Source organism: Bradyrhizobium sp. LB11.1, from assembly GCF_040549385.1.
Classification (GTDB): Bacteria; Pseudomonadota; Alphaproteobacteria; order Rhizobiales; family Xanthobacteraceae; genus Bradyrhizobium.
Genome location: NZ_JBEPTH010000005.1, coordinates 335,002 through 359,352, shown reverse-complemented (window position 1 = coordinate 359,352; position 24,351 = coordinate 335,002). Strand labels below are relative to the sequence as shown.

The window sequence follows — 24,351 nt, the reverse complement described above, 5'->3', positions numbered from 1 at the left end:
ATCGACTCCAAAGAAAGCTTGCGCGCGCTTAGCGGTAAACGTCGGTCCAGAGCTCGGCGGCATCCGGCTCGGGATCATGCTGGGCAAAGTCGGCGGAGGCGTTGACGATGTCGCGCACCTCGGCGTCGATCGCCTTGAGGTCGGCCTCGCTCACCTTGGCTGCGAGCAGGCGGTTGCGCACCTGCTCGATCGGATCCTGGTCGTGACGGACCTTCTCGACCTCCTCGCGCGTGCGATATTTTGCCGGATCGGACATCGAGTGACCGCGGTAGCGGTAAGTCTGCATCTCCAGGATCATCGGGCCCTTGCCGGCCCGGCACCAGGCGGCGGCTTCATCGCCGGCAGCCTTCACGGCACGGACATCCATGCCGTCGACCTGCTGGCCGGGGATGTTGAAGGATGCACCGCGCTTGGAGAAATCCTGCTGCGCCGAAGCGCGCGAGACCGCCGTGCCCATGGCGTAGCGGTTGTTCTCGATGACGTAGATCACCGGCAGCTTCCAGAGCTCCGCCATGTTGAAGCTCTCGTAGACCTGGCCCTGATTGGCCGCGCCGTCGCCGAAATAGGTGACGCTGACATTGTCGTTGCCGCGATAATGATTGGCGAAGGCGAGACCGGTGCCGAGCGAGACCTGCGCACCGACGATGCCGTGGCCGCCGTAGAAGTGCTTCTCCTTGCTGAACATGTGCATGGAGCCGCCCTTGCCCTTGGAATAGCCACCGCGGCGTCCCGTGAGCTCGGCCATGACGCCGTTGGCTTCCATGCCAGTCGCGAGCATGTGACCGTGATCGCGATAGCCGGTGATGACCTGATCGCCCTGTTTCAGGGCCATCTGCATGCCAACCACCACGGCCTCCTGGCCGATATAGAGATGGCAGAAGCCACCGATCGCACCCATGCCGTAGAGCTGGCCGGCCTTTTCCTCGAATCGCCGGATCAGGAGCATGTCGCGGAGCGACTTCAGCTCCTGCTCCTTCGTGAATTCCGGGGGCGAACCGCCGTTGGTCTTGTCTTGCGGGCTGCTTGCGGCGGCTTTCTTGGGGGCGGCCATGAGAATTCCGGGTCAGAGAAAACTAGGTCCTCTCTAACCCAACTCAATCGCGTGTGAAAGCACCGCAGCGACATGGCACGACTTTCATTATGCCGCACTGCAACGTGACCGAAATTTTGCAAAACCTTTGGGCTTGATCAGGCAACATTCGGCTCACGCGACGCTCGGCTCACCAGCCGAGCTCTCGCAAATACGCTGCGCGGGCGGCAACGCCGGTATGCGTGAAGTCGGTGAAGACCCCATCAACGCCGAGACGGAAGAGTTTGAGATATTCCTGGACCGGATCGGCGTGATAATCGGCCGCGAGATATTTCTTCTCGTTCCGGAACGTGAAGACGTGGACGAACAGGCCGAGCTTGTGCGCGTCGGCGATCAGGCTGGTTGCCTCTTGCGTCGATGCTTCCGGCGTGGCGCCCTTATGCGGCGTGCCGTCGGCATTGGCGTCCTTCCACGGTGCGATCTTGAGCGGAACGATATAGGCCTTCCACGGACCGATGCCGTCGGCATAGGTCTTGATCTCGGCAAGGCCCCCCGGGGTCAGCATCGCATCGTACAGGCGCGCGTCGCCGGCAACCGTCCAGTCGAACGGACGGGAGTTGGTAATGTTGTTGAGCAGGACGCGGCCTGTCTTGAAGTCGATGCCGTTGCCGTCGACGAGCTGGACCTGCCGCGTCTCGAGGCCATGGCTGCGCATGTATTTCAGGCTGCCGGGCTCGAAACTCTGGACCAGGATCGGAGCGTTCCTGGTGTTGAGGCCATTGTCCCTGATGATCTTGATCAGGGCATCCTCGAGCGGATGGCTCCCGGGCGCGCCGCAGCCATTGGCGATGGCCTGGGCATTGTTCCAGGTCGGGTTCTTGGTTTCCGGATAGACCAGGATGGACCGCCCCGTCTCCTTGCTCTTCGCCTTGGCGATGTCGAGGATGTCCTGGAAGCTGATGACGGGGAATTTGCCGTTGAAGATTTTCGGCCGCTCGTTGGCCGCGTCATAAGTGGTGCCGCCGATCCAGTCCTTCAGCTCGGCCATGGTGAAATCGGTAATCGACCAGTCGTTGGTGTGATCTTCACCGTCGACGATCAATGACTTCAGCACCGATTTGGGATCGGCCGGATCGGTGAGATCGACGAGGTAGTCTGCCGGCACGCCGGTGGCAGCCGGCGCCTTGACGCGCACGCCGGGCACCGTGCGCTTGCGGGCCGCGACCGCCGCATTGGTCTTCGCGACCTCGGCCACATTGGTGTTGTCGGAGAGCCAGGGATTGTGGCGCGCAACCAGCACGCAATCCTTGGTGAGGTGCAAATCCTCTTCGAGCGCGTCGGTTCCAAGGGCGGCTGCGAGATCATACGAGGCCTCGGTCTCTTCAGGCACCAGTCCCGGCACACCGCGATGGCCGAGGATCAGAGGCGCCTTTCCATCGACGGTGAGAAAGGGCTTGGCGCCGGCCGGCGACGAGGACGTCTGCGCGTAGGCCATCGGCAGCGGCAGGAATGCCACGCTGACCAGCATCGCTGCAATACGCAGCGTCCGTCGGGAGCGATTGTTCGTCATGGCAGAGCCTCCATCATCACGGCATCGCATGAATGCCGAGCTTGCCGTCTTGTCTCAAGACTCTGACAAGCAGATGACGGTGGAAGGCTGGGGATTCAGTTCGCCGGAATCATCCGCATCAGATCGTGCGGATTGACATAGTCGAGCTGGTACCGGGCCTGCTCGTCCAGCATGTCAGGATCGATCTTCTCGGTGCGCAGCAGCGACACGCGCTGCTCGCTCCGGGTGCGCTCGCGCTTGAGCTGGGCGAGTTCGCTGGTCAGCGCGATGATCTCCTGGTCGAGCTCCTGGCGCGCGTTGAGGCCGTATTTGCCGGTATAGGCGTTGATACCGAAATAGCCGACGATGGCGGCCGCCATTGCATAGAGAGCGAGACCGGTCAGGATCGATTTGAGGCGCGCGCGGGAGACCATTTTGGCAAGATGGGCCAGCTTGGTTAAGGGAGTGCTAACTGTCCCTGCCAGACCCTCATGGTGAGGAGGCCGCATAGCGGCCGTCTCGAACCATGAAGGCCCAGCTTTCCCTGCAGCCATCCTTCGAGACGACCGCTACGCGGTCGCGTCAGGATGAGGACCTCGGGTGTGGCCGTGGAGTTATTCCGCCTCAGCCGTGATGCTTGGCGACGTGTGCGGCGAAGGCGTCGATATAGGCCTGGAGCACGGGCTTGAGCGACTCCTTGACCAGATTGCCCTCGGCATCAAAAGCATCGCCGACGGCGTTCAGGTAGATCTCGGGCTGCTGCATGATCGGGCCGGCGATGCCCGGCAGGATGTTCTGCAACGTCTTGGCGGCGCTGACGCCACCGAGCGGGCCCGGCGAGTTGGAGACGATGCCGACCGGCTTGCCGTTGAACGAGCTCTTGCCGTAGGGCCGCGAGGCGACGTCGATGGCGTTCTTCAGCACGCCCGGGATGGCGCGATTGTATTCCGGGGTAACGAAGATGACGCCGTCCGACTTCTGCAGCTTCTCGCGGAAGGCCAGCCAATCGGCCGGCGGCGTGCCTTCGAGGTCCTGGTTGAAGAAGGAGATGCCGGCCAGGGTGACGACCTCGAGCTTGAGAGATGCCGGCGCGAGTTTTGCGAGCGCGTTGGCGATCTTCAGCGAGAAGCTATCCTTGCGCAGGCTGCCGGCGATCACGACGATATTGTAGGCCATCAGATATCCTTGGGTGTTCTTGAAAGGGTGTTCTTGAAACTTTGGGGGAAGTGCCGGGCGGCACTTAAGCCATCCAAAGCGATGGATGCAAGTGCATGAACCGGTCTGATTTGGAAACGCTGAGTTTCTCGGAAGCAGATGCTGAAGCCTGTAGCCCGGATGGAGCGAAGCCCCTAACCGTCGCGCCTGCCCACTACGCCACCATACCCCTGTTTTGCCCGACGGATCAACTCTTATTCGGTATCGCCGAAATCAAGAAGCTCGAGCGATTTCTACTGTGCATGGGGTTGTTTTCGGCACTTTGTTTCGGCAGGCACAACCGCCGGTCCAAAACAATCGGGCCGCCAAGAGGCGGCCCGATCTTCGGCGTAACTTTGTGATCCGGTCAGATCGTCGGGTTCCACGCCGACGGGATCAGGCGATATTTCGCGCCGTCCTTCTCGACATGGCCGACCGAGGGGAAGGTGAAGTGGAAGCCGACCACGGTCGCCTTCTCCGCCGCCGCCATGTCGTAGAATTTGTGGCGCGTCTCTTGCGCCAGCGGGCCGTCGGTGTCGTAGGCGACGTGCCAATCCGGATTGCGCAGGAACAGCTCCGGAATGTTGGTGACGTCGGACTGGATCAGGACCTTGGCATCGCCCGATGCGACCGTGAACGAGGTATGGCCCGGCGTGTGGCCCGGCGTCCCGATCGAGGTGATGCCCGGCGCGACCTCCTTGCCCCACTCGTACCTGGTCACCTTGGACTCCAGGCCGGCAAAGGTCTTCTTCACGTTGGCGAAGTAGTTCTTCATCATCGCATTGGACTCAGCCTTGGACGCGTTCTCCTCGCTGGTCCAGAAAGCCCAGTCCTTCGCCGGCACCATGATCTCGGCATTCGGGAACGCCATCGAGCCGTCGGCCAGACGGATGCCGTTGGTGTGGTCTGGATGCAGATGCGAGAGCAGCACGATGTCGATGCTCTTCGGGTCGACGCCGGAGGCCTGCAGGTTTTGCAGGGTGCGACCAACCGCGCCCTTGCTGGGCTCCAGATTGGCGACGCCATTGCCGGTGTCGATTAGCACGAGATTGGAGCCGGTGTTGATCAGCTGCGGATTAAACGGGACAGTGACCATGCCCTTCGGCATGTAAGCCGCGTCGGCGGCGGAATAATCTCCCGCTTCACTCAGAAGGCAAGACCTCTTTTGGGTGGCCTGCGGCCGCAGATCACGACAATTTATTCGGGTCGATGAGGAATTTTTCGCCGGTGGCACGTTTGGCGTACACCGCGATGTTGGCGGGATCGAGCGCCTCCTGAAGCGACACCACCTTGGTGTAGTGGCTGGCAAAGGTGGTCTTCAATTCACTCACGACGCGCTGACGCAGCCGTCCGATGTCGGCAGGTCCGATCTTCTGCAGGAACGGAGTGAGCAGCCAGCCGCCGACGCCCCACGCCATGCCGAAGCCGCGCGGCAGTTCGATCGGACGGATATCGAGCGCGCCGTAGACATAGACCTGCTTGTGCACGCTGGAGCCGTAACGGCTGTATTCCTTCGCGGTCTTGTTGATCGCGATTTCCATGCAATTGAGGATGTCGCCGGCGAGCTTGCCGCCGCCAATGGCATCGAAGGCGATGGTGGCGCCGGTCTCGACCAGCGCGGCGGTGAGATCGTCAAGGAAGCTCGGCGCACTGGAATCGACAACGTGTTTGGCGCCGATCTTCTTCAGTATCTCGGCCTGCTCCTTGCTGCGCACGATGTTGACGAGCCCAATGCCGTCCTTGATGCAGATCTTGTTCAGCATCTGGCCGAGATTGGAGGCGGCCGCCGTGTGCACGAGCGCCTTGTGACCCTCGCGCCGCATCGTCTCGGTCATGCCGAGCGCGGTGAGGGGGTTGACGAACCAGGACGCCCCCTCCGCCGCCGTCGTGCCCTCGGGCAGCGGCTGGCAATCCCTCGCCTTCAGGGTCCGGTACTGCGCGTACATGGCGCCGCCGATCATCGCGACCGTCTTGCCCATCAGCGCCTTCGCAGCATCCGACGAGCCGGTCTTGATCACGACGCCCGCGCCCTCATTGCCAACCGGCAAGGACTGGTCGAGCCGCGCACCCATGGCGCGCATCGCACCGTCAGGCACCTTCGCGGTGATGACAGGCGCGTCCTTCGTGCCGGACGCCTTGGCCGTGCTCATGTCGGCGGCGCCGACGAGCAGGCCGAGGTCGGACGGGTTGATCGGCGCCGCCTCGATGCGGACGACGACCTCGTCGTCCGCGGGCTCGGGGGTCGGCACGTCCAGAAGCAGGATCTCGAGCTCTCCGCTCTTCTTGATCAGCGAACGCAGTTGCAGTCCGGTCTTGCCGTCGCTCATGTCGATCCTCCCCTGTCCGTGTTAAAGCGCAGGCTTATGCCAGCGCCTTCAGTGCCGCCTTGCCGCCGTAGAGCGCCTGCTTGCCGAGTTGCTGCTCGATGCGCAGGAGCTGGTTGTATTTGGCGGTGCGATCGGAACGTGCAAGGGATCCGGTCTTGATCTGACCGCAGTTCGTGGCGACCGCGAGGTCGGCGATGGTGGAATCCTCGGTCTCGCCCGAGCGGTGCGACATCACCGAGGTGTAGCCGGCCTTGTGTGCCATTTCGACCGCAGCGAGCGTCTCCGTCAGCGTGCCGATCTGGTTGACCTTGATCAGGATCGAGTTGGCGCGGCCGGCCTTGATGCCTTCGGCGAGGCGCTTGACGTTGGTGACGAAAAGGTCGTCGCCGACCAGCTGGCACTTGTTGCCGATGAGGTCGGTGATCTCCTTCCAACCGTCCATGTCGTCTTCCGACATGCCGTCCTCGATGGTGACGATCGGATAGCGGCCGACGAGATCGGCGAGATACTTCGCCTGTTCGGAGATCGAGCGGGTCTTGCCCTCGCCTTCATAGACGTACTTGCCGTCCCTAAAGAACTCGGTCGAGGCGCAGTCGAGGCCGATGACGATGTCGCTGCCCGCCTTGTAACCGGCCTTGCCGATCGCATTCATGACGAACTCGAGCGCGGCGTCCGCTGACGGCAGGTTCGGGGCGAAGCCGCCCTCATCGCCGACATTGGTGTTGTGGCCGGCCTTCTTCAGCTCCGACTTCAGCGTGTGGAACACTTCCGCGCCGTAGCGCAGGCCCTCTGCGAAGGAGGATGCGCCCACGGGGAGGATCATGAATTCCTGGAAGTCGATCGGATTGTCGGCGTGCACGCCGCCATTGATGATGTTCATCATCGGCACCGGCAGCAGCCGCGCCGAGGTCCCGCCGACGTAACGGTAAAGCGGCATGTCGAGCGAGTTCGCCGCCGCCTTGGCGCAGGCGAGCGACACGCCCAGGATGGCATTGGCACCGAGCCGGCTCTTGTTCGGCGTGCCGTCGAGGTCGATCATGATCTGGTCGAGCTGGACCTGCTGCTCGACGTCGATGCCGCTCAACGCCTCGAAGATCTCGCCGTTGACGGCGCCGACCGCCTTGGTGACGCCCTTGCCGAGATAGCGGGCCTTGTCGCCGTCGCGCAGTTCGACCGCCTCATGGGCGCCGGTCGAAGCGCCGGACGGCACCGCGGCGCGGCCAAGCGCGCCATCTTCCAGCACGACGTCGACCTCGACGGTGGGATTGCCGCGGCTATCGAGGATTTCGCGTCCGATGATGTCGATGATGGCGGTCATGAGGGCCTCTTTCCGGGGAACAAAGGGGAGCAGTTGGCGGTGCTTCTACCGCAATGCATCGAAGCGGAAAAGGCCGGGTGACGGCCGCGCCACGATTGGCTAAGAGGGCCGCTCGGAGGCGACCTGATGTCGGAAAAGTCAAGCAAATCGAACAACTCACCTTCCCTGCAACTCGGCCGTGCCGTGGAATGGCCGGATGCGCCCGAGAAGGCGAAGCTCGACCGAGTCCCGAATCCGCAAGGAGGAACCGACTATCTGGTCCGTTTCACGGTGCCGGAATTCACCTCGCTTTGCCCGGTGACCGGCCAGCCCGATTTCGCCCATCTGATGATCGACTACGCGCCCGGCCAATGGCTGCTGGAGTCGAAATCGCTGAAACTCTACATCGCGAGCTTCCGCAATCACGGTGCGTTCCATGAGGATTGCACCGTGATGATCGGCAAGCGCATCGCCGCAGAGATCAAGCCGAAATGGCTTCGCATCGGCGGCTATTGGTACCCGCGTGGCGGCATCCCGATCGACGTGTTCTGGCAGACCGGCCGCGTGCCGAAGGGCCTGTGGGTGCCCGAGCAAGGCGTCGCGCCCTATCGCGGCCGGGGCTAGTTGGAGACCCATGGCGATGACATCGAAACCTGCAAAATTCCGCAGCGTTGCCGTCGGCCTTCTTGGCGTCCTGTGGTTCACGGGCGCGTCCCACGCTGCCGAAGTCCGGGTGACGATCTCCGGCGGATTGACAGCCGCCTATCAGACGCATGGAGCCGAGCGCGGCGGCCGGGGCTAATTGACGCGCCGCAGCCGCACGGCAGCGGCTAAGGCACGACCAAGACTGGCACGCTTCCGTTCACCAGGACCTCGGATGTCTGGCTTCCCAGAAACAGCTTCCTGAGGCCGCGACGCCCATGGGAGGACATGACGATCAAATCGCAGCCTCTGGACTTCGCTGTTTCGACAATCGCGGTGGCCGGGTGCGAATTCGGAACGTGTAACAATTCCACTGTCACCCCGCTCCGCTCTGCCATGGCTCGCGCCTGATCGAGCACTTGCCCGGCACGCTGCCTGCAGGCTGCGTCGAAATGATCAATCTCGTCCTGCGAAGGAATCCAGCCCGAATCGTGTCCGCCGCCATAATCGATCGGCAGCGCTTCAGTCACGGTGACGATCGTCGCTTTGGCATTCAAGGCTTTTGCCAGAGCAATTCCATGCTCGACGCCTTTTCTCGCGACATCCGAACCATCGGTGCTCAAGAGGATATTGGCGTACATCTGGTGGCTCCCTTGCCGCTCGCCCCGCAAGTGACGCTCACGAATATGGTCCGATCCTCGTCCCCCGTCTATTCGCTTTTATTTCAAATGGGTTCGCGACCGGCGGCGCAGCGACGCGTTCACTTCGCCCGCTACGCCGTTGCACTTATGAATTACTGCTCGTCCGACCAGCGCTTTACGCCACCTCACGCACCCTGGTGATGAAGCTGTCCACCTCGCCCGTGAGCGAGGTCGACTGGCTCGACAGGTCGGCTGCGGCCTTCAGCACGCCGGAGGCCGCGCGGCCGGTCTCGTTTGCCGCCGACGAGACGGTTGCGATATTGCGCGTCACGGTCGAGTCGCTTCCGCCGTGTGCTGCACGGTGTTGGCGATCTCGTGTCGCCGCGCTCCAGGCGAAAGATCACCAACGTGTTGGTCAGATCGCAGCTGGCAACCGCGAGCGAGACGATGCGATTGCTATCCAAATAGCGCGTCACCGCCAGCTTCAGGGCGTAGGCACAGATAACGACAAGGACGAGACGGAGAGACCCAACCACCGCCCCGAGAATGCGTGCGACCGAAGGCTGTTTTTGCATCGACTGATCCACAGATGTTGCCGCCGGCTAGCGGTTCGGGCGGCACTCTACGGACCGATGGATGAGATTTGATTTGCCCTACCGTTCCCTTCCGGGAACATACGGAAAGCCGGTGGTTCGATACGTTCGTCAGGCCCGCGCGTCGGACGGCGCACGCGGCTTGAGCAGCCGGGCGCAGACGAGGCCCAGCACCACCATGATCGCGGCGCTCGCAAACAGCGTCGGCATCTTGCCGCCGTGCTGGAGGCCGAGGCCATAGGCGATCGGGCCAACCGTCTGCCCCATGAAGAAAAAGAACGAGTGCAGCGACATCGCGGTTGCCCGCGCCCCGATTGACAGCTCGCTGGCGAACACCTGCAAGCAACCATGGATCATGTAGAAGCCCCAGCCCATCGCCAGCATACTGGCGAATTGCAGCTTCCAGCCCGGACCGAAAGCGAGCGCGCCGAGTTGTAGCGCCACGAGGCTCGCCCCGGCGAGCATCATGCCCTTGACGCCGAGCAACGGCAGGAAGCGCGAGACGGTGAAAGTGTAGAACAGCCCGCCGATCGCAAAACCCGCGATCACGATTCCCGCGATCGACGCCGACTTCTCGCCGAGATCGAACAGAAGCGCGGCGATGAACGGAAACAGGCCGAACACGCAGCAGCCCTCGACGAAGACCGCCGAGTAGCAGTAGCGCGTGTTCGGGTTGGCGAAGATGGTGCGATAGCCTTGCCGCAAGGCCTTGAGATCGGTCTTCGGCGGAGCCGTCAGCGCGGCACCGCGAAAGCCCGCCGCCACCGCCACGGCCGCGATCAGACCGAGCGCGCCGAGGATCATGAGCACCCCGCGCCAACCGATGAGTTCGCCGATGATACCGGAGGCAGTTGCGCCGAGCAGATTGCCGGTCATCGAGCCAGCCAGCGTGCGGCCGATTGCGACCTGACGCTTGGCCGGCGCGACGAGGTCGGCAGTCAGACCGAGAGCAACCGGAAACACGCCGCCGGAGGCGATACCGGCCAAAATGCGGCTCGCAAACAGACCCGAGAAGGTAGTCGCGACCGCGCCGAGAATACAGGCGACACCGAGCAGCGCCAGGCACAGCGTCATCAAGCGCGCCTTGCCGAACAGATCGGCAGCCGCCCCGATCACCGGCTGGACCAGCGCGTAGATCAAGGCATAGCCGGCCGCGATGCTGGCAGCCGTCGTGATACTGATCGAAAAATCCTCGGCGACATGCGGCAGGACGGGATCGAGCGCGCGCGTGGACAACGCCGCCGAGAAGCTCGCGAGCGCGATGATATTGATCGCGGGCGGAAACTTCTGGTCGGACGACGGCCCGGTCGCAGGCTGGGACATCAGCGCGTTGTGCTTTTGGTCACCGCGTCGAACGCCATCAGCGTGCGGATGAGCCCTTCGAACTCGCGCAGCGGCACCATGTTCGGGCCGTCGGAAGGCGCGCGCTCCGGATCGGGGTGAGTCTCGATAAAGACCCCGGCAACGCCGACGGCCACGGCCGCGCGCGCCAGCACCGGCACGAATTCGCGTTCGCCGCCGGAAGAAGCGCCCTTCCCGCCCGGCTGCTGCACCGAATGGGTGGCATCGAAGATCACGGGCGCACCGGTCGTGCGCGCCATGATCGGCAGCGCGCGCATGTCGGAGACCAGCGTGTTGTAGCCGAAGGAGGCGCCGCGCTCGGTGACGAGCACGTTGGGATTATTCGCGCTGGTGATCTTGGCGACGACATTCTTCATGTCCCAGGGCGCGAGGAATTGGCCCTTCTTGACGTTGACGACCTTGCCGGTTGCGGCTGCAGCCAGCAGCAGATCGGTCTGCCGGCAGAGGAAAGCCGGGATCTGCAAGACGTCCACGGCTTGCGCGACGTCGGCGCATTGCGCGGCATCGTGCACGTCGGTCAGCACGGGCAAGCCCAGTGAGGAACGGATCTCCGCGAAGATCGGCAGCGATTGCGCCAAACCGAGGCCGCGCTCCGCCGACGCGCTGGTGCGGTTGGCCTTGTCGAAGGAGGTCTTGTAGACGAGGCCGATCTTCAGCCGCGCTGCGATCTCCTTCAGCGCGGAGGCGACCTCCAGCGCATGCTGACGGCTTTCGAGCTGGCACGGCCCGGCAATGATCGAGATCGGCAGATCATTGCCAAATTTGACTGCGCCGACGCTGACGACTGAGGCCGCGGATGGTGAAGAGCTCAAGGCCAATTCCCTCGTTTCGCCGCGACCATAGCGGCGATGAGGGGCCGATCAACCCCATTCGGCCCGGGCAACCAGAATATCAGGGTTGCGCGAGGAGTCCCCGCCGCAACCCGTGCCGGACAGCGGCTACTTGACCGACGAGAAGGCGGTCGGCGTCAGTAGCTGGCTGACGATGTTGCCGACGATCTGGCCGTCCGCTTCGCTCTCGGCGCGTGCTTTCATCCAGTCCGGGTCAGCCATGAACTTGGCCCACTTCGCCTCGCGATCGGCAAGCGACTCCCAGGCCAGGAAATAGGTCAGCTCCTGGTTGGATTCACCGATCAGCGTGGTGAAGAATCCGGCCTGACGGATACCGTGCTTCTCCCACAGCTTCAGCGTCGCCGTCTCGAACCGCTTCAACAGCGCCGGCAGGCGGCCGGGCACGCAGCGGTAGATGCGCATTTCGTAGATCATCGTTGTTTTCCTCCCTGAACAGGTGCGGCCGTTATAGCGATCGGCCATGATGCTGTCTTGAGCCCTCCCCGGCCGCCCCCCGCGGCGTTTCGCGCATGGCTGGATCATTTCCCGCAATGCTGCCGCAATGATCAGGCCGCTAGAAGGGCTCAATGCAGTTGAGGTGCCGGATCATGCGGATTTTGCTCGTCGAGGATGAGGCGGAGATGGCCACAGCGCTTTCCTCGGCGCTCAGGCGCTACGACATGGTGGTGGATCACGCCCCCACGCTTGCTGACGCGGAGGAAGCGGTTTCCGCCGACGTCCATGCCGCCGTCCTGCTCGACCGCCAGCTTCCCGACGGCGACGGCCTCGCCCTGATCCCGAAGCTTCGCGCGCGCGCCGACGGCGTGCCGATCATTGTCCTGACCGCGCGCGGCGAGCTCGCCGACCGCATTGCCGGGCTCGACAGCGGCGCCGACGATTATCTGGCCAAGCCGTTCGCGGTCGAGGAGCTGCTCGCACGACTGCGTGCGGTGCTGCGGCGGCCCGCGGGCCTGTCCCCGGACATCATGCGCGCCGGCCGTATCGCCTTCGATGTCGGCCATCGCGAGGCCAGCATCGACGGCCACCCGTTCGAGCTGCCACGCCGCGAGTTGCTGGTGCTCGAAGCCCTGATCCGCCGCATGGGCCGCACGGTGCTGCGCTCGGCGCTCGAAGAGGCCGTCTACAATTTCGATGACGAGATCCAGTCGAATGCGCTCGATACGCATGTCTCGCGGCTGCGCCGCAAGCTCACTGATGCCGATGCCGGCGTGGAGATCCACGGCATTCGTGGCGTCGGCTATCTTCTGAGGAAACTGCCAGCCTGAAGAAGCCAACATGAGCAAGCACGACGATCCCTATTGCTTGCGCTCGCGATTGAGCTGGCGCCTGCTTTCGCTCCAGGCCGCACTGTTGCTGGCGCTGGTTACCGTCGTCGTCGGGGCGCTCTGCGCCTCGGGCTTCGTGCTCGCGGAACGCGACGAGGATCGCGTGATCGATGTCGTGCAGCGCGCGCTCGCGCGTGACGCGGACGGCGGCCTGACCCTGCGGTCGACGTCCGACCTGAAACAATTGCGTGGCGAGACACCGGACCTCTGGTTCCTGGTCCGCGACCGCCAAGGGCATTTGCTCAGCGAAGGCACCGTCCCGGCCGAATTCGCCGCGATCGGCGACGGCCTCGATCAGATCAGCCAGGCGCGGCTCGGCTGGCAGATGTTCGAAGACGACCCGCGCAAGCCGGCGGCGCGGCTGAAGCGCGTCGAGACCGACGCCGGCAATGTGCAGATCATCACCGCAACGCAAGGCCGACTGACCGGCGGCAAGGCGCTGTTGATGACCTCGCTGGCGTTTCTCGGCATCGCCCTGCCCGGCCTGCTGGTGATGGGCACCGCAACCTTCATCGCGACGCCGATGATCGTGCAGCGCGCCTTCAGGGGGCTCGATACCACCGCGGATCAGGCGCGGCGCATCGACATCCATCAGCGCGGCGCGCGGCTGTCAGTGGAGCGCATTCCGCTGGAGGTCGTGCCGCTGGTCACTGCGGTCAACGATGCGCTGGCGCGGCTCGACCAGGGCTATGCCCGTCACAAGCGCTTCGTTGCGGATGCCGCTCACGAGCTGCGGACGCCGATCGCTATTCTGAACACGCGGCTGGAATCGCTCCCCTCCGGTCCGGACAAGACCCGGCTGCTGGAGGATGCCGCGCGGCTGGCGACGCTCGCCGAACAATTGCTCGACATTCAGCGGCTCGACCGCTGCGGCCATCCCCTTGCGCGAGTCGACCTCGTTGCGATGGCGCAAAGCGCGGCCGCCGACCTCGCGCCGCTCGCGATCGCCGCGGGCTACGAGCTGGAGCTCGATGCGCCCTCAACGCCGATCGAGATGGTCGGTGATGCAGCCGCGCTCGAGCGCGCGCTGACCAATCTCGTGCAAAACGCGATCCAGCACGGACCTCGCCGCGGCACCATCGGCATTCGCGTGAGCAAGCCCGCCTGCATCGAGGTCACCGACGAAGGCGCCGGCGTTCCCGCCGATCAACGCGAGCAGATCTTCGAGCCGTTCTATCGGCTCTCGCCACTCGATCGCGGCGCCGGCCTCGGTCTCAACATGGTGCGCGAGATCGTGCTCCTGCATGGCGGCCAGGTCTCGGTCACCGACGGGGCGGACGGCGGCACCTGCTTCAGAATGACGCTGCGGCCAAGCCCGCAGAGTTGATTCAATCCGCGCTCGCTGCTCACTGCGCAATGCTGTCGCAATCTGCTCCCGCGACAGTGCATCCGCCTCACCTCTGATCTCAAGAGGTGCAATCGAGATGCCGGAGTGCGCATGCCCAACGATTTCTTGTCCTTCTTCCTGTCCTGGATGTCTTCGCCGCGTCGGGTCGGCGCCATCGCGCCATCGGGCGCGGCGCTCGCCGATCTCATCACGCGCGAGATAACCGAGAGGACCGGCCCGATCCTCGAGCTCGGTCCCGGCACCGGCGCCTTCACCTACAAGCTCTTGAAGCGCGGCGTCAGGCCACAGGATCTCACGCTGATCGAATACGGCTCGGACTTCATGAAGCTCCTGCAAATGCGCTTTCCCGGCGCACGCGTGCTGTGGATGGACGCGGCGCGGCTGGCGACGGAGCGGCTCTACGAGGGCGCGCCCGTCGGTGCGGTCGTGAGCGGGCTGCCGCTTCTCAACATGTCGACGCGCAAGGTCGTCTCGATCCTCGGTGGTGCGTTCAGCTATGTCCGCCCAGGCGGCGCCTTCTACCAGTTCACCTATGGCATGAGCTGCCCGATCCCGCGGCCCGTGCTCGACCGTCTGGGCCTGCGCGCAACGCTGGTGGATCGCGCCTTCCTGAACGTGCCGCCCGCCGCCGTCTACAAGCTGACACGGCGGCCGCAGATGACGCTCATTGCGGGATCGCTGGCGCCGGCGATTTCGTCGCCGGTCGCAGCGGAAGCGGATTGCTAGACCAACCGGCTTTGCACCATCGCCGCCTGGATGAACGAGGCGAACAGCGGGTGCGGTTCGAACGGCCGCGACTTCAGCTCGGGGTGAAACTGAACGCCGATGAACCAGGGGTGATCCTCGTACTCGACGATCTCCGGCAGCACGCCGTCGGGCGAGAGGCCGGAGAATTTCAGGCCATGCTGCTCGAGGCGATCCTTGTAGGCGGTGTTGACCTCGTAGCGATGGCGGTGGCGCTCCGAAATCTCGGTCGCACCGCCATACACCTGCGAGACGCGGCTGCCGCGGTTGAGCGCGGCGGGATAAGCACCAAGCCGCATCGTGCCACCGAGATCGCCGGCGTTCGAGCGCTTCTCGAGCTCGTTGCCGCGCAGCCATTCCGTCATCAGGCCGACCAGTGGCTCCTTGGTCGGGCCGAACTCTGTGGAGTTGGCCTCCTCGAGGCCGACCAGATTTCGCGCCGCCTCGATCACCGCCATCTGCATGCCGAAGCAGATGCCGAAATACGGCACGTCGCGCTCACGCGCGAACTGCGCCGCCCTGATCTTGCCTTCGGCGCCGCGCTGGCCGAAGCCGCCGGGCACCAGGATGCCGTTGACGTGCTCTAGGAAGGGCGCGGGATCCTCCTTCTCGAAGATCTCGCTCTCGATCCAGTCGAGATTGACCTTCACCTTGTTGGCGATGCCGCCATGCGAGAGCGCCTCGATCAGCGACTTATACGCATCCTTCATACCGGTGTATTTGCCGACGATGGCGATGGTGACATCGCCCTCGGGATTGCGGATCCGCTCGTTGATCTTCTGCCAGCTCTGCAGCACCGGCGGAATCCGCGAGCCGATGCCGAAGGCGGCAAGCACTTCGTCGTCGAGGCCGGCGGCGTGATAGGCCTCGGGCACCGCGTAGATGCTGTCGGCGTCGCGCGCTTCGATGACGGCGCTTTCGCGCACGTTGCAGAACAGGCCGAGCTTGCGCCGCTCTTCCTTCGGAATCTCGCGATCGGTGCGGCACAGCAGGATGTCGGGCTGGATGCCGATCGAACGCAGCTCCTTCACCGAATGCTGCGTCGGCTTTGTCTTGAGCTCGCCGGCGCTCGGGATGTACGGCAGCAGCGTGAGATGAATGTAGATGGCATGGTCGCGCGGCAGCTCGTTCTTGAGCTGGCGGATCGCCTCGAAGAACGGCAGGCCCTCGATATCGCCCACGGTGCCGCCGATCTCGACCAGAACGAAGTCGTAATCGTCATTGCCGGAGAGGACGAATTCCTTGATCGCGTTGGTGACGTGCGGCACCACCTGGATGGTCGCGCCGAGATAATCGCCGCGGCGTTCCTTCGAGATGATGTCCTGGTAGATGCGCCCCGTCGTGATGTTGTCCTGCTTCGTCGCAGGCCGTCCGGTGAAACGCTCGTAGTGACCGAGATCGAGATCGGTCTCCGCGCCGTCATCGGTCACGAACACCTCGCCGTGCTGGTACGGCGACATCGTTCCGGGATCGAGGTTGAGGTAGGGGTCGAGCTTGCGGAGGCGGACCTTGTAGCCCCGGGCCTGCAGCAGGGCACCGAGTGCCGCTGAAGCCAAACCCTTGCCGAGCGAAGAAACCACGCCGCCGGTGATGAATATGTACCGCGCCATGGGGCTTAACCTCTAATCCCTCGAATTCGATTCGCCAAAGCGATTCGTATTCCGCCCCAAAGAATCTGCGGGCCTGTGGGTGAGCCAAAACTAAGAGTGGTGACAGAGCCTTGATGGGGATTGTTGATGCAGGACGCTATCCGCCATCCTGCATGGCCCCCCTGCTTTATTGCGAGCGAGGCACCTGCGGGCCGCTCGGCGCTGCCGGAGCCTGCTGCTGCTCGTCCGCCTTCTTCAGCGTATCCAGAATGCCGCCCGAGGTCGGCGCGGTGATCGGTCCACCGCCAGCCGGCTGGGTCTGCGACGCGGGCTGGCCGATAATCGAAGACGGCGCGCGGTTATAACCGGCATACCAGGACAGGAACAGGCTGGTCAGGAAGAAGCCGGCGGCGAGGATTGCGGTGGTTCGCGACAAGAGATTCGCGGTGCCGCGGCTCGACATGAAGCCGGCGCCGCCGCCCATGCCAAGGCCGCCACCTTCCGACTTCTGGAGCAGGACGGCACCGATCATGACGGCGACGATCATGAGATGAATGACGATGACAACAGTCTGCATAGTATCCTTCCGTCACAAGCCGACAGCGCCGAGACGGCGGCCGATCGCGCTTCGCGGGTTTTCCTGAAGTTGCGCGGTGTTACACGATCGGAAACGGCATTGCCACCCCCGATCGCGGTCCTGGGTTAGCTAGCGGCAGCCTTCAGTTAGGACACCCTTGGGCGATCGCAAGGAAATCGGTCGCTTTCAGGCTAGCACCCCCGACCAGCGCGCCGTTGACGTTCTTCACCGCCATCAGTTCGACCGCGTTCGACGGCTTGACCGAGCCGCCGTAGAGGATCCGCATCGCCGCCCCATCCGCCTTGAACCGGGAGGTCAGGAGTTCCCGTATAAAGCCATGAATCTGCTCGACATCCTGGGCCGTGGGGGTCAGACCCGTGCCGATCGCCCAGACCGGCTCATAGGCCACGACCAGATTGGCGGCCGTGGAGCCGTCCGGGAGAGAGCCGTTGAGCTGGCCACGCAGGATATCCAGAGTCTGGCCGGCATCGCGCTGGGCTTGCGTCTCGCCGATGCAGACGATCGCGACCGCTCTGGCCCGCCAGACGGCTTCCGCCTTCTGCCGGATCAGGGCATCGCCCTCGCCATGATCGGCGCGGCGCTCGGAATGACCGACGATGATGGCGGTCGCACCCGCGTCCGCCAGCATTTCGGCCGCGATATCCCCGGTATGGGCTCCGGAGGCCTTGGGATGGCAATCCTGGGCTCCGATTGCGACCTTTTTGCCCTGCGCCTTGTCGGCAAAGCCCGCGATCAGGGTCGCCGGCGGGCAGACCAGCAGATCGGCCTTGCCGGTCACCTCCGCCGCGCCATCGAGCATGGCGTCGAATTCGGCGGCCGCGGCCTTCAGGCCGTTCATTTTCCAGTTGCCGGCGATCAGCGGTCGGATGGCGTCGGTCATGTCAATGTCCAGCAAAATGAGGTTTGCGCATGCGCTAGCAGAGGTGCCGCGGCAGTTCCAGAGACCAGGGGCTTTTAACCGCAGCTTCGAGCGGGCGGCCTGACCTGAGGTTGCGGGGGGAAAGCCGCCACTTTATGATGGCATATCAATTTGGTGACGCGCTTCTGCGGAATCTGCATTAAGACGCGCTCCCGTCCCCTCCATTCAGACAAGTTGGACCAAATGCTTCGAGGAATGCGCAAGGCCTCATCAAACTGGGTCGGCAAGACCATTATGGCCTTGGTGATGGGCGTACTGATCATCAGCTTCGGCGTTTGGGGCATCGCCGACATCTTCCGCGGCTTCGGGCAGTCGACATTGGCCACGGTAGGCCACACCGAGATTTCGCTGAACGAGTTCCGCCAGATCTACACCGACCGCCTCCAGCAGCTCGGCCGCCAGTTTGGCCGCCCGCTCACGCCCGACCAAGCTCGCGCGTTCGGTCTTGACCGTCAGGTGCTCCAGCAGACGATTGCGGAAGCCGCCCTCGACGAGAACGCGCGCCGGCTCGGGCTCGGCCAGTCCGACGAGCAGATCCGCCAGCTCATCATGAACGACCCGAACTTCAAGGGCGTCGACGGCAAATTCGACGCGAACCGATTCCAGAGCCTGATCCGCAATTTCGGCTACACCGAGCAGCGTTACGTGGCCGAGCAGCGCAAGGTGGGCCTGCGCCGACAGATCACCGGCACCATCGGCGCCGGCCTCGAGCCGCCGAAAGCCATGCTCGACGTGGCGACGCGCTTTCAGAACGAGCAGCGCACGATCGAGTTCGTGAGGCTCGACACAGCCCAGGCGGGCCAGATCGACGCGCCCTCACCTGAGGCGCTCGCCGCCTATTTCGAGGATCACAAAGTCCAGTTCCGCGCGCCCGAATATCGCAAGATCGTCTTCGCCGTGATCTCCCCAGAGGAGATCGGCAAGTGGACCGACGTCTCCGACGACGATGCGAAAAAGGTGTTCGATCTGCGCAAAGCACAGCTCGCTACCCCTGAGAAGCGCCAGATCCACCAGATCGTGTTCCCGAACGCTGCCGAAGCGCAGGCCGCGCGCGAGCGCCTCGTCGGCGGGCTTTCCTTCGAGGACCTCGGCAAGGAGCGCGGACTGAGCGCCACCGACGTCGATCTGGGGCTCGTGGCCAAATCCTCGCTCGAACCCGCGGTCGGCGACGCCGCCTTCGCGCTTCCTGCAGGCGAGATCAGCCAACCGATTCAGGGCCCCATTGGCGTCTCGATTGTTAAGGTCGACAAGATCGTGCCGGGCGTCGAGGCCGACTACGCCAAATTCGCCGGCGACGTGAAGCGCCAGATCGCGGCCGAGCGCGCGCGCATCAAGGTCGGCGAGCTCCGCGACAAGATGGAGGACGAGCGCGGCGCGGGCACCAGCGTGGCCGAAGCCGCGCAGAAGCTCGGGCTCACGACCGTGACCATCGATGCTGTCGACCGCTCCGGCCGCGCGCCGAACGGGCAGACGGTTGCCAACATTCCGCAGGGCCTCGACGTGGTGTCGCAGGCCTTCAACAGCGACGTTGGCGTCGACAACGACCCGATCTCGTTCAAGGGCGGCTATGTCTGGTACGACGTGCTCGCCATCACGCCGTCGCGCGACCGCAATCTCGACGAGGTCCATGACCAGGTCGAGGCGCGCTGGCGCCAGGACCAGATCGCCGCCAAGCTGAAGACCAAGGCAACCGAGATGGTGCAGAAGCTCGAACAGGGCGGCAAGCTCGCCGACGAGGCCGCCGCGATCAACGCCAAGGTCGAGACCGCCAGCGGCTTCAAGCGCGAGGACACGCCTGCCGGCGTGCCCGCGAACATCGTTGCGGCCGCCTTCCGCACCGCCAAGGACGGCGTCGGACAGGCGCCCGTCACCGGCGGCACCGAAGTCATCGTCTACCGCGTTACCGACATCGTCGATCCCGCAGCCGATACCACCTCCGACGCCTTCAAGAAGCTGAAGGATGGCATCGACCGGTCCCTGACCGACGAGCAGGTTGCCTCCTACGTCAACAAGCTCCAGACCGACATCGGAACCAGCATTAATCAGGCCGCCTTCGCGCAGGTGACCGGCGCGAACCAGTGAGTTGAAAGCACGCGATGGACGACCTGAAATCGATCATTGGAAAAGTTGCGACCGGCGCCAGCCTGTCGCGTGACGAGGCCGCGTCGGCCTTCGACGCGGTGATGTCCGGCGAAGCCACGCCATCGCAGATGGGCGGCCTGTTGATGGCGCTACGGGTGCGCGGCGAGACCGTGGAGGAGATCACCGGCGCGGTCACGGCAATGCGCTCGAAGATGCTCACGGTCGATGCGCCTGCGGACGCCGTCGACATCGTCGGCACCGGCGGCGACGGCTCGGGCTCCGTCAACGTCTCGACCTGCGCCTCCTTCATCGTTGCGGGCACCGGCCTGCCGGTCGCCAAGCACGGCAACCGCGCGCTGTCGTCGCGCTCGGGCGCCGCCGACGTGCTCGCCTCGCTGGGCGTGAAGATCGACCTCAAGCCCGACGAAGTCGGGCGCTGCGTGCGCGAATGCGGCATCGGCTTCATGTTCGCGCCGGCTCATCACCCCGCGATGAAGAACGTCGGCCCGACCCGGGTCGAGCTCGCCACCCGCACGATTTTCAATCTGCTCGGACCGCTGTCCAACCCGGCCGGCGTGAAGCGGCAGATGGTCGGCGTGTTTTCGCGGCAATGGGTACAGCCGCTGGCGCAAGTGCTGAAGAATCTCGGCTCCGAATCCGCCTGGGTGGTGCACGGCTCCGACGGGCTGGACGAGATCACCCTCACCGGCCCGACCTTCGTCTCTGCGCTCCACAATGGCGAGATCCGGAACTTCGAGGTGACGCCCGAGGACGCCGGCCTGTCGCGCTGCGAGCCCAGTGCACTCAAGGGCGGCGATGCCGACGCCAATGCGATCGCGCTGCAAAGCGTGCTCGATGGCAAGCCGAGCCCCTATCGCGATGTCGCGCTGATAAACGCCGCGGCGGCGCTGGTCGTCGCCGGACGCGCCAAAGACCTCAGGGAAGGTGTTGCAATCGGCGCAAAGTCGCTCGACAGCGGCGCAGCGAGCGCGCGGCTGAAGCATCTGATCGCGGTCTCGAACAGCTGAGCCTGCCATGACTGATATCCTGACCAAGATCGAAGCTTACAAGCGCGACGAGATCGCGGCGGCCAAGCGGGCGCAGCCTCTCTCGGCGGTCGAGGCACAGGCCAAGGCACAAAGCGCACCGCGCGGCTTCGTGCGCGCGATCAGGGCCAAGCACGCCAATGGCGACTATGCGCTGATCGCCGAGGTGAAGAAGGCCTCGCCGTCCAAGGGGCTGATCCGCGCCGATTTCGATCCGCCTGATCTCGCCAAGGCCTATGAGGCGGGCGGAGCCGCTTGCCTGTCGGTGCTGACCGACACGCCCTCGTTCCAGGGCCATCTCGACTTCATGGTGGCGGCGCGCGCAGCGACCTCGCTCCCCGTTCTGCGCAAGGATTTTCTGTTCGACACCTATCAGGTTGTCGAGGCGCGCGCGCACGGCGCCGATTGCATCCTCATCATCATGGCCGCGCTCGATGACGCCACCGCCAAGGACCTCGAGGACGCCGCGATGACCTATGGCATGGACGTGCTGATCGAGATCCATGATCGCGCCGAGCTCGACCGGGCGCTGAAGCTGCGCTCGCCGATGATCGGGGTCAACAATCGCAATCTGCGCACCTTCGAGACCACGCTTGCGACCAGCGAAACGCTGGCGCCGTTGATTCCGGAAGAGCGGCTGATGGTCGGCGAGAGCGGCATCTTCGCGCCGGCCGACCTCGCGCGGCTCGAGCGTGTCGGCATGTCGACCTTCTTGGTCGGCGAGAGCCTGATGCGGCAGGCCGACGTCACCGCGGCCACGCGCACGCTGCTCGCGCGCGAGACCAAAGCCCGCGCCACGGGCACGCGCTGACATGGCGCGCAAGCTGTCCAAGACCACGCCTTCGAAGAAGGCGAGCCCTGCTCTCACCCATATCGGCGCCTCCGGCGAGGCGCGGATGGTCGACGTCTCGGACAAGGCCGCAACCGAGCGGCTCGCCGTCGCCGAAGGCCGCGTCGTCATGGAGAAGGCGACGCTCGACCTGATCCTCTCTGGAAACGCCAAGAAGGGCGACGTGCTCGGCACCGCGCGCATCGCCGGAATCATGGCGGCAAAGCGCACCTCGGAGCTGATCCCGCTCTGCCATCCGCTCGCGCTGTCGAAGGTCATTGTCGACATCGAGCCCGACGCGAAACTGCCGGGCTGTGTGGTGCGTGCCAGCGTCAAGGTGACCGGCCCCACCGGCGTCGAGATGGAGGCGCTGACGGCGGTCTCGGTCGCCTGCCTCACCATCTACGACATGATCAAGGCGGTGGAACGCGGCGTGCGCATCGAGGGCATCCATCTCATCGAGAAGCTCGGCGGCAAGTCGGGCCACTACCGCGCCTGAGCTATTTCGCTTCACGCTGCCGCTCGCGATAAGCGCGCGTTTTCATCCGGTTGCCAAACAGCGTCGACATGCACCAGCGCCGCGTAGCCGGTTTCGACCGGTCGAAGAACATCCGGCGACATTCCTCTGAAGCGCACATTTTCAACCGGTCCAACGGTCCCAGACTTGCTGCGTCATGAAGTTCGATAGCGACCGCCGATAGACCCGCGAGCGCATCCTCGCGCGCTGCCGACAATATCCCGCGCGCAACTCTACCCGCAACGCGACTCTTTCGACATCGGCCTCCGGAAAATTGGAACACCAGTAAAGCACATTTATCAGTTGACAGAAATCGACACCTGTCTTTTAGTTATACTGGTGTTTTGCTCTTTGTGATCGAACCTCATTGCCATTAATGGAATGGAGGACGCTGTGACCGACGCCCTGCACTATCTCGAACTCACCGAACTCGCCGCACGCCTCAAGGCGCGCGAACTGTCCTCGCTGCAAGTCACGCGCTCGCAACTCGACCGCATCAACGCCATCGATCACGAACTCAGCAGCTACGTTCACGTGATGGCAGAAACGGCCATCGCCGAGGCGAAAGCCGCGGACGCGGAAATCGCACACGGCAGATATCGGGGGCCATTGCATGGTGTGCCGATTGCGCTGAAGGATCTGATCTGGACAAAGGGCGTTCCGACCGCGGCTGGCACCACACTTCATCGAGATTTCCGTCCTCGCGAAGACGCTACCGTCGTGCGCCGACTCAAAGACGCGGGCGCCGTGATGCTCGGCAAGGTGCAGCTCTCCGAGGGAGCATATTCCGATCACCATCCATCGGTGACGCCGCCAAAAAATCCCTGGAACGCGGATTACTGGCCGGGCATATCATCCAGCGGATCGGCGGTCGCCACAGCCGCCGGACTTTGCTTTGGCTCGCTCGGCTCTGATACTGGTGGCTCAATCCGCTGGCCGTGTGCCGCCAACGGACTGACCGGGCTAAAGCCGAGTTGGGGCCGCGTCAGCCGCCACGGCACATTCGAGCTGGCCGCGACGCTCGACCACGTCGGACCGATCTGTCGCAGTGCGGCCGATGCCGGCGCACTGCTCGGTGTGATCGCCGGACACGACACCAACGATCCGACATCGTTGCTTGATCCGGTATCGGATTATCTTGCCGCGGCCGTAGAGGACGTCCAGGGCTTGCGAATAGGCGTGGACGCCGCCTGGAACAGCGACGACGTGGACGTCGCGACTCACCGCGTGCTGGCCGACGTCGTCGATGTTTTCCGTGCGCTCGGCGCTGATTACGTCGATATCCGGTTTCCCGACGTGACCGAGGCGATCGCCGACTGGGCGCCGAATTGTGCGGTGGAAGCTGCGAACGCGCACGAGGTGACCTATCCTGCCCGCAAGAATGAGTATGGCCCGGTGCTGGCCTCGGTGATCGAGGCCGGTCGCGCGCTCTCGGCACTCGACTATCAAAAGATTCTGTTGCGGCGCCTGGCGTTGCGGGGCCGCGTGGCGGCACTGTTCGAGACCATCGACCTCCTGCTGATCCCGGTGCATCCATTCCCGCCTGTGACTCTCGCAATGATCCAGACGCTCGGCGAGCAGCCTGATCTGATTGCGAAGCTACAGCGCTACACCTGCCCATTCGACATGACCGGTCATCCCACGATCACCCTGCCGGGCGGTGCATCGAGGGACGGACTGCCGATCGCATTCCAGCTCGTGGCCCCCCATCTCGACGAAGCCACGCTCGTGCGCGCTGGTGCTGCATTCCAGCGCGCGACATCCTGGCACCGCCGCCATCCGTCAGGCAGTAACGACCATTCAATCTAAACCGCCTCATCGGAGTGTTTTCCATGGCTGGCTCGTCGTCGCCGGCGCGTTCGCAGTCA

General features: G+C 64.2%; 26 protein-coding genes and 1 pseudogene. 11 read left to right on the top strand and 16 right to left on the bottom strand.

Annotated features, from left to right (window positions below; genetic code table 11):
* Positions 1-28: 28 nt before the first annotated feature.
* The 4 genes from pdhA to ABIA96_RS15980 form a co-directional block, all read right to left on the bottom strand.
* A complete protein-coding gene (gene pdhA, locus ABIA96_RS15995) occupies positions 29-1,051 on the bottom strand; it encodes a pyruvate dehydrogenase (acetyl-transferring) E1 component subunit alpha (protein WP_354138001.1) in 1,023 nt (340 codons plus the stop codon).
* 169 nt (positions 1,052-1,220) lie between these two features.
* Entirely contained in the window at positions 1,221-2,600 is a 1,380-nt protein-coding gene (locus ABIA96_RS15990) for a glycerophosphodiester phosphodiesterase family protein (RefSeq protein ID WP_354138000.1), read from the bottom strand.
* Positions 2,601-2,695: 95 nt separating this feature from the next.
* On the bottom strand, positions 2,696-3,013 hold the full coding sequence (locus tag ABIA96_RS15985; protein ID WP_354137999.1) for an FtsB family cell division protein: 318 nt from the start codon (positions 3,011-3,013) through the stop codon (positions 2,696-2,698).
* A gap of 190 nt (positions 3,014-3,203) precedes the next feature.
* Complete coding sequence (locus ABIA96_RS15980; protein WP_354137998.1) at positions 3,204-3,755, bottom strand: NADPH-dependent FMN reductase; 552 nt, start codon at positions 3,753-3,755, stop codon at positions 3,204-3,206.
* Positions 3,756-3,850: 95 nt separating this feature from the next.
* Between ABIA96_RS15980 and ABIA96_RS15975 the strand changes: the two genes are divergently transcribed.
* Positions 3,851-4,135, top strand: a complete 285-nt coding sequence (locus tag ABIA96_RS15975) for a hypothetical protein (protein ID WP_354137997.1) — start codon at positions 3,851-3,853, stop codon at positions 4,133-4,135.
* A 5-nt stretch (positions 4,136-4,140) separates the two neighbouring features.
* Here ABIA96_RS15975 and ABIA96_RS15970 read toward each other — a convergent pair.
* From ABIA96_RS15970 to eno, 3 genes and pseudogenes are all read right to left on the bottom strand, one after another.
* Positions 4,141-4,902, bottom strand: a pseudogene (locus tag ABIA96_RS15970) (MBL fold metallo-hydrolase); the annotation flags it as partial.
* Between the two features lie 58 nt (positions 4,903-4,960).
* Entirely contained in the window at positions 4,961-6,100 is a 1,140-nt protein-coding gene (locus ABIA96_RS15965; RefSeq protein ID WP_354137996.1) for a zinc-binding dehydrogenase, read from the bottom strand.
* A gap of 34 nt (positions 6,101-6,134) precedes the next feature.
* A complete protein-coding gene (gene eno / locus ABIA96_RS15960; RefSeq protein ID WP_354137995.1) occupies positions 6,135-7,418 on the bottom strand; it encodes a phosphopyruvate hydratase in 1,284 nt (427 codons plus the stop codon).
* 126 nt (positions 7,419-7,544) lie between these two features.
* On the opposite strand from eno, the gene queF reads away from it, so the two are divergent.
* Positions 7,545-8,021: a preQ(1) synthase gene (gene queF, locus ABIA96_RS15955; RefSeq protein WP_354137994.1), complete on the top strand. Its 477-nt coding sequence runs from the start codon at positions 7,545-7,547 to the stop codon at positions 8,019-8,021.
* Positions 8,022-8,037: 16 nt separating this feature from the next.
* A complete protein-coding gene (locus ABIA96_RS15950; protein WP_354137993.1) occupies positions 8,038-8,199 on the top strand; it encodes a hypothetical protein in 162 nt (53 codons plus the stop codon).
* Between the two features lie 28 nt (positions 8,200-8,227).
* Here the strand turns inward: ABIA96_RS15950 and ABIA96_RS15945 are convergent, their stop codons facing one another.
* The 5 genes from ABIA96_RS15945 to ABIA96_RS15925 all read right to left on the bottom strand — a co-directional run bounded on the left by ABIA96_RS15945 (position 8,228) and on the right by ABIA96_RS15925 (position 11,900).
* Positions 8,228-8,680, bottom strand: coding sequence for a universal stress protein (locus ABIA96_RS15945; RefSeq protein ID WP_354137992.1), 453 nt, complete (start codon positions 8,678-8,680; stop codon positions 8,228-8,230).
* A gap of 175 nt (positions 8,681-8,855) precedes the next feature.
* Positions 8,856-9,011: a hypothetical protein gene (locus tag ABIA96_RS15940; protein WP_354137991.1), complete on the bottom strand. Its 156-nt coding sequence runs from the start codon at positions 9,009-9,011 to the stop codon at positions 8,856-8,858.
* Positions 9,012-9,384: 373 nt separating this feature from the next.
* Complete coding sequence (locus tag ABIA96_RS15935) at positions 9,385-10,596, bottom strand: MFS transporter (RefSeq protein ID WP_354137990.1); 1,212 nt, start codon at positions 10,594-10,596, stop codon at positions 9,385-9,387.
* A complete protein-coding gene (gene kdsA, locus ABIA96_RS15930; RefSeq protein WP_354137989.1) occupies positions 10,596-11,447 on the bottom strand; it encodes a 3-deoxy-8-phosphooctulonate synthase in 852 nt (283 codons plus the stop codon). Before kdsA ends, ABIA96_RS15935 begins: the two co-directional genes overlap by 1 nt.
* Before the next feature lie 126 nt (positions 11,448-11,573).
* Positions 11,574-11,900 carry an NIPSNAP family protein gene (locus ABIA96_RS15925; RefSeq protein ID WP_354137988.1) on the bottom strand — a complete coding sequence of 109 codons (327 nt, stop codon included), beginning with the start codon at positions 11,898-11,900 and terminating at the stop codon, positions 11,574-11,576.
* A 173-nt stretch (positions 11,901-12,073) separates the two neighbouring features.
* Here ABIA96_RS15925 and ABIA96_RS15920 point away from each other — a divergent pair, with 173 nt between their 5' ends.
* From ABIA96_RS15920 to ABIA96_RS15910, 3 genes are all read left to right on the top strand, one after another.
* Positions 12,074-12,751, top strand: coding sequence for a response regulator transcription factor (locus ABIA96_RS15920; RefSeq protein WP_354137987.1), 678 nt, complete (start codon positions 12,074-12,076; stop codon positions 12,749-12,751).
* Between the two features lie 10 nt (positions 12,752-12,761).
* Positions 12,762-14,138: a sensor histidine kinase gene (locus ABIA96_RS15915; RefSeq protein WP_354137986.1), complete on the top strand. Its 1,377-nt coding sequence runs from the start codon at positions 12,762-12,764 to the stop codon at positions 14,136-14,138.
* 111 nt (positions 14,139-14,249) lie between these two features.
* On the top strand, positions 14,250-14,885 hold the full coding sequence (locus tag ABIA96_RS15910; protein WP_354137985.1) for a class I SAM-dependent methyltransferase: 636 nt from the start codon (positions 14,250-14,252) through the stop codon (positions 14,883-14,885).
* On the opposite strand, the gene pyrG is transcribed toward ABIA96_RS15910, so the two are convergent.
* The 3 genes from pyrG to tpiA all read right to left on the bottom strand — a co-directional run bounded on the left by pyrG (position 14,882) and on the right by tpiA (position 17,970).
* Positions 14,882-16,513: a CTP synthase gene (gene pyrG / locus ABIA96_RS15905; protein WP_354137984.1), complete on the bottom strand. Its 1,632-nt coding sequence runs from the start codon at positions 16,511-16,513 to the stop codon at positions 14,882-14,884. The two genes, ABIA96_RS15910 and pyrG, sit on opposite strands and share 4 nt — an antisense overlap.
* Before the next feature lie 166 nt (positions 16,514-16,679).
* A complete protein-coding gene (secG, locus tag ABIA96_RS15900) occupies positions 16,680-17,069 on the bottom strand; it encodes a preprotein translocase subunit SecG (protein WP_354137983.1) in 390 nt (129 codons plus the stop codon).
* Between the two features lie 142 nt (positions 17,070-17,211).
* On the bottom strand, positions 17,212-17,970 hold the full coding sequence (gene tpiA, locus ABIA96_RS15895) for a triose-phosphate isomerase (protein ID WP_354137982.1): 759 nt from the start codon (positions 17,968-17,970) through the stop codon (positions 17,212-17,214).
* Between the two features lie 222 nt (positions 17,971-18,192).
* Between tpiA and ABIA96_RS15890 the strand changes: the two genes are divergently transcribed.
* Genes ABIA96_RS15890 through moaC form a run of 4 tightly spaced genes read left to right on the top strand, consistent with a single transcriptional unit; the run spans position 18,193 to position 22,465 of the window.
* Entirely contained in the window at positions 18,193-20,091 is a 1,899-nt protein-coding gene (locus ABIA96_RS15890) for a peptidylprolyl isomerase (protein WP_354137981.1), read from the top strand.
* Positions 20,092-20,105: 14 nt separating this feature from the next.
* On the top strand, positions 20,106-21,119 hold the full coding sequence (gene trpD, locus ABIA96_RS15885) for an anthranilate phosphoribosyltransferase (RefSeq protein ID WP_354137980.1): 1,014 nt from the start codon (positions 20,106-20,108) through the stop codon (positions 21,117-21,119).
* 7 nt (positions 21,120-21,126) lie between these two features.
* Positions 21,127-21,948 carry an indole-3-glycerol phosphate synthase TrpC gene (gene trpC, locus ABIA96_RS15880; protein ID WP_354137979.1) on the top strand — a complete coding sequence of 274 codons (822 nt, stop codon included), beginning with the start codon at positions 21,127-21,129 and terminating at the stop codon, positions 21,946-21,948.
* A gap of 1 nt (position 21,949) precedes the next feature.
* Positions 21,950-22,465, top strand: coding sequence for a cyclic pyranopterin monophosphate synthase MoaC (gene moaC, locus ABIA96_RS15875; RefSeq protein ID WP_354137978.1), 516 nt, complete (start codon positions 21,950-21,952; stop codon positions 22,463-22,465).
* Between the two features lies 1 nt (position 22,466).
* Here the strand turns inward: moaC and ABIA96_RS15870 are convergent, their stop codons facing one another.
* Positions 22,467-22,604, bottom strand: a complete 138-nt coding sequence (locus tag ABIA96_RS15870; protein WP_354138189.1) for a CGNR zinc finger domain-containing protein — start codon at positions 22,602-22,604, stop codon at positions 22,467-22,469.
* Positions 22,605-22,876: 272 nt separating this feature from the next.
* Between ABIA96_RS15870 and ABIA96_RS15865 the strand changes: the two genes are divergently transcribed.
* A complete protein-coding gene (locus ABIA96_RS15865; protein WP_354137977.1) occupies positions 22,877-24,292 on the top strand; it encodes an amidase in 1,416 nt (471 codons plus the stop codon).
* Positions 24,293-24,351: the final 59 nt, after the last annotated feature.

Bases quoted from the DNA above. Each gene is read 5' to 3' on its own strand.
- pdhA (WP_354138001.1), bottom strand. From the start codon at position 1,051: ATGGCCGCCCCCAAGAAAGCCGCCGCAAGCAGCCCGCAAGACAAGACC.
- ABIA96_RS15990 (WP_354138000.1), bottom strand. From the start codon at position 2,600: ATGACGAACAATCGCTCCCGACGGACGCTGCGTATTGCAGCGATGCTG.
- ABIA96_RS15985 (WP_354137999.1), bottom strand. From the start codon at position 3,013: ATGGTCTCCCGCGCGCGCCTCAAATCGATCCTGACCGGTCTCGCTCTC.
- ABIA96_RS15980 (WP_354137998.1), bottom strand. From the start codon at position 3,755: ATGGCCTACAATATCGTCGTGATCGCCGGCAGCCTGCGCAAGGATAGC.
- ABIA96_RS15975 (WP_354137997.1), top strand. From the start codon at position 3,851: ATGAACCGGTCTGATTTGGAAACGCTGAGTTTCTCGGAAGCAGATGCT.
- ABIA96_RS15965 (WP_354137996.1), bottom strand. From the start codon at position 6,100: ATGAGCGACGGCAAGACCGGACTGCAACTGCGTTCGCTGATCAAGAAG.
- eno (WP_354137995.1), bottom strand. From the start codon at position 7,418: ATGACCGCCATCATCGACATCATCGGACGCGAAATCCTCGATAGCCGC.
- queF (WP_354137994.1), top strand. From the start codon at position 7,545: ATGTCGGAAAAGTCAAGCAAATCGAACAACTCACCTTCCCTGCAACTC.
- ABIA96_RS15950 (WP_354137993.1), top strand. From the start codon at position 8,038: ATGACATCGAAACCTGCAAAATTCCGCAGCGTTGCCGTCGGCCTTCTT.
- ABIA96_RS15945 (WP_354137992.1), bottom strand. From the start codon at position 8,680: ATGTACGCCAATATCCTCTTGAGCACCGATGGTTCGGATGTCGCGAGA.
- ABIA96_RS15935 (WP_354137990.1), bottom strand. From the start codon at position 10,596: ATGTCCCAGCCTGCGACCGGGCCGTCGTCCGACCAGAAGTTTCCGCCC.
- ABIA96_RS15925 (WP_354137988.1), bottom strand. From the start codon at position 11,900: ATGATCTACGAAATGCGCATCTACCGCTGCGTGCCCGGCCGCCTGCCG.
- ABIA96_RS15920 (WP_354137987.1), top strand. From the start codon at position 12,074: ATGCGGATTTTGCTCGTCGAGGATGAGGCGGAGATGGCCACAGCGCTT.
- ABIA96_RS15915 (WP_354137986.1), top strand. From the start codon at position 12,762: ATGAGCAAGCACGACGATCCCTATTGCTTGCGCTCGCGATTGAGCTGG.
- ABIA96_RS15910 (WP_354137985.1), top strand. From the start codon at position 14,250: ATGCCCAACGATTTCTTGTCCTTCTTCCTGTCCTGGATGTCTTCGCCG.
- pyrG (WP_354137984.1), bottom strand. From the start codon at position 16,513: ATGGCGCGGTACATATTCATCACCGGCGGCGTGGTTTCTTCGCTCGGC.
- secG (WP_354137983.1), bottom strand. From the start codon at position 17,069: ATGCAGACTGTTGTCATCGTCATTCATCTCATGATCGTCGCCGTCATG.
- tpiA (WP_354137982.1), bottom strand. From the start codon at position 17,970: ATGACCGACGCCATCCGACCGCTGATCGCCGGCAACTGGAAAATGAAC.
- ABIA96_RS15890 (WP_354137981.1), top strand. From the start codon at position 18,193: ATGCTTCGAGGAATGCGCAAGGCCTCATCAAACTGGGTCGGCAAGACC.
- trpD (WP_354137980.1), top strand. From the start codon at position 20,106: ATGGACGACCTGAAATCGATCATTGGAAAAGTTGCGACCGGCGCCAGC.
- trpC (WP_354137979.1), top strand. From the start codon at position 21,127: ATGACTGATATCCTGACCAAGATCGAAGCTTACAAGCGCGACGAGATC.
- moaC (WP_354137978.1), top strand. From the start codon at position 21,950: ATGGCGCGCAAGCTGTCCAAGACCACGCCTTCGAAGAAGGCGAGCCCT.
- ABIA96_RS15870 (WP_354138189.1), bottom strand. From the start codon at position 22,604: ATGTGCGCTTCAGAGGAATGTCGCCGGATGTTCTTCGACCGGTCGAAA.